Origin of the sequence: Blastomonas sp. CCH9-A1, from assembly GCF_001557175.1 — a bacterium.
Classification (GTDB): Bacteria; Pseudomonadota; Alphaproteobacteria; order Sphingomonadales; family Sphingomonadaceae; genus Blastomonas; species Blastomonas delafieldii_A.
Genome location: NZ_LSHM01000028.1, coordinates 1 through 5,778, shown reverse-complemented (window position 1 = coordinate 5,778; position 5,778 = coordinate 1). Strand labels below are relative to the sequence as shown.

The following is a 5,778-nucleotide window of genomic DNA, read 5'->3' as shown; positions in this document are numbered from 1 at the left end:
TGGTTGTCCGCTGTTTTTGTCGGTGAGATCTTTGACATTGTAGGTTTAGATGAAGGGACATGTGGGCGACGGCGCCTGGTCTCGCGGAGTTCAAGGCCGCGTGGATCAGTTAACGTTAAGTCGTTCCAAACATGTCCTTCACGTATCCATTACGTAATAGATTTGTGCAGGAACGGCTCCTTGAAGCGCGTTTCATTGTGGTTGTCTGGCTTTTGGGCTGGAGCTGCGGTGGGATGTGAAACAACTTGAGAGTTTGATCCTGGCTCAGAACGAACGCTGGCGGCATGCCTAACACATGCAAGTCGAACGAAGGCTTCGGCCTTAGTGGCGCACGGGTGCGTAACGCGTGGGAATCTGCCCTTGGGTTCGGAATAACAGTGAGAAATTACTGCTAATACCGGATGATGACTTCGGTCCAAAGATTTATCGCCCAAGGATGAGCCCGCGTAAGATTAGCTAGTTGGTGAGGTAAAGGCTCACCAAGGCGACGATCTTTAGCTGGTCTGAGAGGATGATCAGCCACACTGGGACTGAGACACGGCCCAGACTCCTACGGGAGGCAGCAGTGGGGAATATTGGACAATGGGCGAAAGCCTGATCCAGCAATGCCGCGTGAGTGATGAAGGCCTTAGGGTTGTAAAGCTCTTTTACCAGGGATGATAATGACAGTACCTGGAGAATAAGCTCCGGCTAACTCCGTGCCAGCAGCCGCGGTAATACGGAGGGAGCTAGCGTTGTTCGGAATTACTGGGCGTAAAGCGCACGTAGGCGGCCATTCAAGTCAGAGGTGAAAGCCCGGGGCTCAACCCCGGAACTGCCTTTGAAACTAGATGGCTTGAATCTTGGAGAGGCGAGTGGAATTCCGAGTGTAGAGGTGAAATTCGTAGATATTCGGAAGAACACCAGTGGCGAAGGCGACTCGCTGGACAAGTATTGACGCTGAGGTGCGAAAGCGTGGGGAGCAAACAGGATTAGATACCCTGGTAGTCCACGCCGTAAACGATGATAACTAGCTGTCCGGGTTCATGGAACTTGGGTGGCGCAGCTAACGCATTAAGTTATCCGCCTGGGGAGTACGGTCGCAAGATTAAAACTCAAAGGAATTGACGGGGGCCTGCACAAGCGGTGGAGCATGTGGTTTAATTCGAAGCAACGCGCAGAACCTTACCAGCGTTTGACATGGCTAGTATGATTTCCAGAGATGGATTTCTTCAGTTCGGCTGGCTAGCACACAGGTGCTGCATGGCTGTCGTCAGCTCGTGTCGTGAGATGTTGGGTTAAGTCCCGCAACGAGCGCAACCCTCGTCTTTAGTTGCCATCATTCAGTTGGGCACTCTAAAGAAACCGCCGGTGATAAGCCGGAGGAAGGTGGGGATGACGTCAAGTCCTCATGGCCCTTACACGCTGGGCTACACACGTGCTACAATGGCGGTGACAGTGAGCAGCTAGATCGCGAGATCATGCTAATCTCAAAAAGCCGTCTCAGTTCGGATTGTTCTCTGCAACTCGAGAGCATGAAGGCGGAATCGCTAGTAATCGCGGATCAGCATGCCGCGGTGAATACGTTCCCAGGCCTTGTACACACCGCCCGTCACACCATGGGAGTTGGATTCACCCGAAGGCGCTGCGCTAACCCGCAAGGGAGGCAGGCGACCACGGTGGGTTCAGCGACTGGGGTGAAGTCGTAACAAGGTAGCCGTAGGGGAACCTGCGGCTGGATCACCTCCTTTCTAAGGATATCGGCAGAAAGCGCCTGGTTTCGTACCGGGAAGAGCTTCTTCCATTCCAAAGAACATTGCCGTCGTCCTCATGTCCCTTCATCCTGGAGAATTTGCCGCGTTCGTGTGGCAAATGAAGCCGCCTTTGGGCAGCACGGGCTTGCCCGCCGAGGCCGAAAGGTCGCAGGTGGGGCCGGTAGCTCAGGTGGTTAGAGCGTACGCCTGATAAGCGTAAGGTCGGAGGTTCGAGTCCTCCTCGGCCCACCATATGGACGCGCTGTTTGAATGGCCTTTTTGCGAAGGTTGTTCAGGCGATCATGGTTGGGGGCCTTAGCTCAGCTGGGAGAGCACCTGCTTTGCAAGCAGGGGGTCATCGGTTCGATCCCGATAGGCTCCACCATTTCGACACTCCAGAGATGAAGACACCGAATTCCGGTGCGGCCGCAAGGTTTGCATCGGTTGCGCAGGCCATGAGATGGCCTGTTCTTTGACATTGTGAATGGGTTTTTTAATCGATGCCGTGGTTGCATCGTGGCGGTTCCGCAAGGGATCGTTCGCGTTGCCAATCACACATTCATTTCAAAATGAATATCTGGCTGAGAATAATCATCCACACCGAACAAGCCGTGGCAGCATGCCGAGAGGTTTGGGAGCGGGCTGGTGCAGACACAAGACTGTGCCGATCCTGCAACCTTGCCAGTGCTGACATTGGTGGTGTGGACTTTCAAGCGTGAGGTAAGAGCATTTGGTGGATGCCTTGGCATGTACAGGCGATGAAGGACGTGGCACGCTGCGATAAGCGTGGGGGAGCTGTGAGCAAGCTTTGATCCCGCGATTTCCGAATGGGGAAACCCACCCTCACCATTTCATTTCGCTGCTGGTTTTGGCCAGTGTCGGAATGAGGTGGATAGGGTATCACCTTGGTGAATAAAATAGCCTTGGTGAAGCGAACCCGGAGAACTGAAACATCTCAGTACCCGGAGGAAAAGACATCAACCGAGATTCCGTTAGTAGTGGCGAGCGAACGCGGACCAGGCCAGTGCCTGATGTTGAGTTAGCAGAACATTCTGGAAAGTTTGACCATAGCGGGTGACAGTCCCGTATGCGAAAGCGAAACATCAGGACTTGAGTAGGGCGGGACACGTGAAATCCTGTCTGAACATGGGGGGACCACCCTCCAAGCCTAAATACTCGTACATGACCGATAGCGAACAAGTACCGTGAGGGAAAGGTGAAAAGCACCCCGATGAGGGGAGTGAAACAGTACCTGAAACCGAATGCTTACAATCAGTTGGAGGGTCCTTGAGGCCTGACAGCGTACCTCTTGTATAATGGGTCAGTGACTTAATCTATCAAGCGAGCTTAAGCCGTTAGGTGTAGGCGCAGCGAAAGCGAGTCTGAACAGGGCGACTGAGTTTGATGGATTAGACCCGAAACCCGGCGATCTAGGCATGACCAGGCTGAAGGTGCGGTAACACGCACTGGAGGGCCGAACCGTTTAATGTTGAAAAATTATCGGATGAGTTGTGTTTAGGGGTGAAAGGCCAATCAAGCCGGGAAATAGCTGGTTCTCCGCGAAATCTATTTAGGTAGAGCGTCGGATGTTTACCTGTGGGGGTAGAGCACTGGATGGGCTAGGGGGTCGCGAGATCTACCAAACCTAACCAAACTCCGAATACCACAGAGTTAGTCCGGCAGACAGACGGCGGGTGCTAAGGTCCGTCGTCAAAAGGGAAACAGCCCTAACCTACAGCTAAGGTCCCCAAATCGTATCTAAGTGGGAAAGCATGTGGGATTTCCAAAACAACCAGGAGGTTGGCTTAGAAGCAGCCATCCTTTAAAGAAAGCGTAACAGCTCACTGGTCTAAATAAGAGATCCTGCGGCGAAAATGTAACGGGGCTCAAGATACGTACCGAAGCTTAGGGTGTGCATTTATGCACGCGGTAGCGGAGCGTTCCGTAAGCCTGTGAAGCGGGAGGGTAACCGACCGTGGAGGTATCGGAAGTGAGAATGCTGACATGAGTAGCGATAAAGAGGGTGAGATGCCCTCTCGCCGAAATCCCAAGGGTTCCTGCTTAAAGCTAATCTGAGCAGGGTGAGCCGGCCCCTAAGACGAGCCCGAAGGGGGTAGTCGATGGGAACCACGTTAATATTCGTGGGCCTGGAGGTGTGTGACGGATGGCGTAAGTTGTCAGGCCTTATTGGATTGGTCTGGCTTCGAAGTTGTCCCAGGAAATAGCCCCTCCGTATAGACCGTACCCTAAACCGACACAGGTGGGATGGTAGAGTATACCAAGGCGCTTGAGAGAAGTGTACTGAAGGAACTCGGCAAATTACCTCCGTAACTTCGGGAGAAGGAGGCCCCACATATGGGCAACCATGTGTGGGGGGCACAAGCCAGGGGGTAGCGACTGTTTAGCAAAAACACAGGACTCTGCTAAGTCGGCTTCAAGACGACGTATAGGGTCTGACGCCTGCCCGGTGCTGGAAGGTTAAGAGGAGGAGTGCAAGCTCTGAATTGAAGCCCCAGTAAACGGCGGCCGTAACTATAACGGTCCTAAGGTAGCGAAATTCCTTGTCGGGTAAGTTCCGACCTGCACGAATGGCGTAACGACTTCCCCACTGTCTCCAGTACATGCTCAGCGAAATTGAATTCTCCGTGAAGATGCGGAGTACCCGCGGTTAGACGGAAAGACCCCGTGCACCTTTACTGCAGCTTCAGAGTGGCATTAGGAAAGAACTGTGTAGCATAGGTGGGAGGCTTTGAAGCGACGGCGCCAGCTGTCGTGGAGCCATAGGTGAAATACCACCCTGTTGTTTTCTGATGTCTAACCACGCACCGTTATCCGGTGCTGGGACCCTCTGTGGCGGGTAGTTTGACTGGGGCGGTCGCCTCCTAAAGAGTAACGGAGGCGCGCGATGGTGAGCTCAGGACGGTTGGAAACCGTCTGTTAGAGTGCAATGGCATAAGCTCGCCTGACTGCGAGACTGACGAGTCGAGCAGAGACGAAAGTCGGTCATAGTGATCCGGTGGTCCCTCGTGGAAGGGCCATCGCTCAACGGATAAAAGGTACGCCGGGGATAACAGGCTGATGATTCCCAAGAGCTCATATCGACGGAATCGTTTGGCACCTCGATGTCGGCTCATCACATCCTGGGGCTGGAGCAGGTCCCAAGGGTTTGGCTGTTCGCCAATTAAAGTGGTACGTGAGCTGGGTTCAGAACGTCGCGAGACAGTTTGGTCCCTATCTGCCGTGGGCGTCGATAATTGAGAGGAGTTGACCCTAGTACGAGAGGACCGGGTTGAACATACCTCTGGTGTACCTGTCATTGCGCCAGCAGTGCAGCAGGGTAGCTATGTATGGACGGGATAACCGCTGAAAGCATCTAAGCGGGAAGCCTCCCTCAAGATAAGTTATCATCGAGTCGTGGAAGACCACCACGTTGATAGGCCGGGTGTGGAAGTGCAGTAATGCATGGAGCTAACCGGTCCTAATTACTCTGTTCGCGCTTGGAAGTCCCACCATCAATGTCAGCATTGGTGAAGGATGATCTTCAAAGCCGGATGTTCGCCAAAACCTGAAGACATGAAATGTCGTCCCGCACGGGCATCGATCAAAACCCCTCATGCGCACCTGCTTCATTGCTTGGTGGCCATAGCGTCAGTGACCCACCCGATCCCATCTCGAACTCGGCCGTGAAACCTGACTGCGCCGATGGTACTACCGCTTAAGCGTTGGAAGAGTAGGGCGTCGCCAGGCATTGAAGCCGGTGCGCAGGAGCAAAAAACCCATCACAATGTTCAAAACAACCGCCCAAGGGTCAATCCCAGGGCGGTTTTTTGGCCTCTATGGCCCGCGTCTCTCGAAAAAGACGCACATTACTGGCGCGGGATGGAGCAGCCCGCCACCGGATCGCCAACAAGCGATCCGGCAAAACAAATCGCTCCGGGCTGCAAACCAAGCAGCCCCATTGGTGGCGCGGGATGGAGCAGCCCGGTAGCTCGTCAGGCTCATAACCTGAAGGTCGCAGGTTCAAATCCTGCTCCCGCAACCAATA

At 53.9% G+C, this 5,778-nt stretch carries 3 tRNA genes and 3 rRNA genes; all 6 read left to right on the top strand.

What is annotated here, in order from left to right:
* Positions 1–241 precede the first annotated feature (241 nt).
* The 6 genes from AX725_RS07715 (at position 242) to AX725_RS07690 (ending at position 5,775) form a co-directional block, all read left to right on the top strand.
* Positions 242–1,730, top strand: a 16S ribosomal RNA gene (locus AX725_RS07715).
* A gap of 178 nt (positions 1,731–1,908) precedes the next feature.
* A tRNA-Ile gene (locus AX725_RS07710) sits at positions 1,909–1,985 on the top strand.
* 57 nt (positions 1,986–2,042) lie between these two features.
* Positions 2,043–2,118, top strand: a tRNA-Ala gene (locus tag AX725_RS07705).
* A gap of 325 nt (positions 2,119–2,443) precedes the next feature.
* Positions 2,444–5,235, top strand: a 23S ribosomal RNA gene (locus tag AX725_RS07700).
* A 130-nt stretch (positions 5,236–5,365) separates the two neighbouring features.
* Positions 5,366–5,480, top strand: a 5S ribosomal RNA gene (gene rrf, locus AX725_RS07695).
* The 16S, 23S and 5S rRNA genes sit together here with 3 tRNA genes alongside, the layout of an rRNA operon.
* A gap of 218 nt (positions 5,481–5,698) precedes the next feature.
* A tRNA-Met gene (locus tag AX725_RS07690) sits at positions 5,699–5,775 on the top strand.
* Positions 5,776–5,778 lie beyond the last annotated feature (3 nt).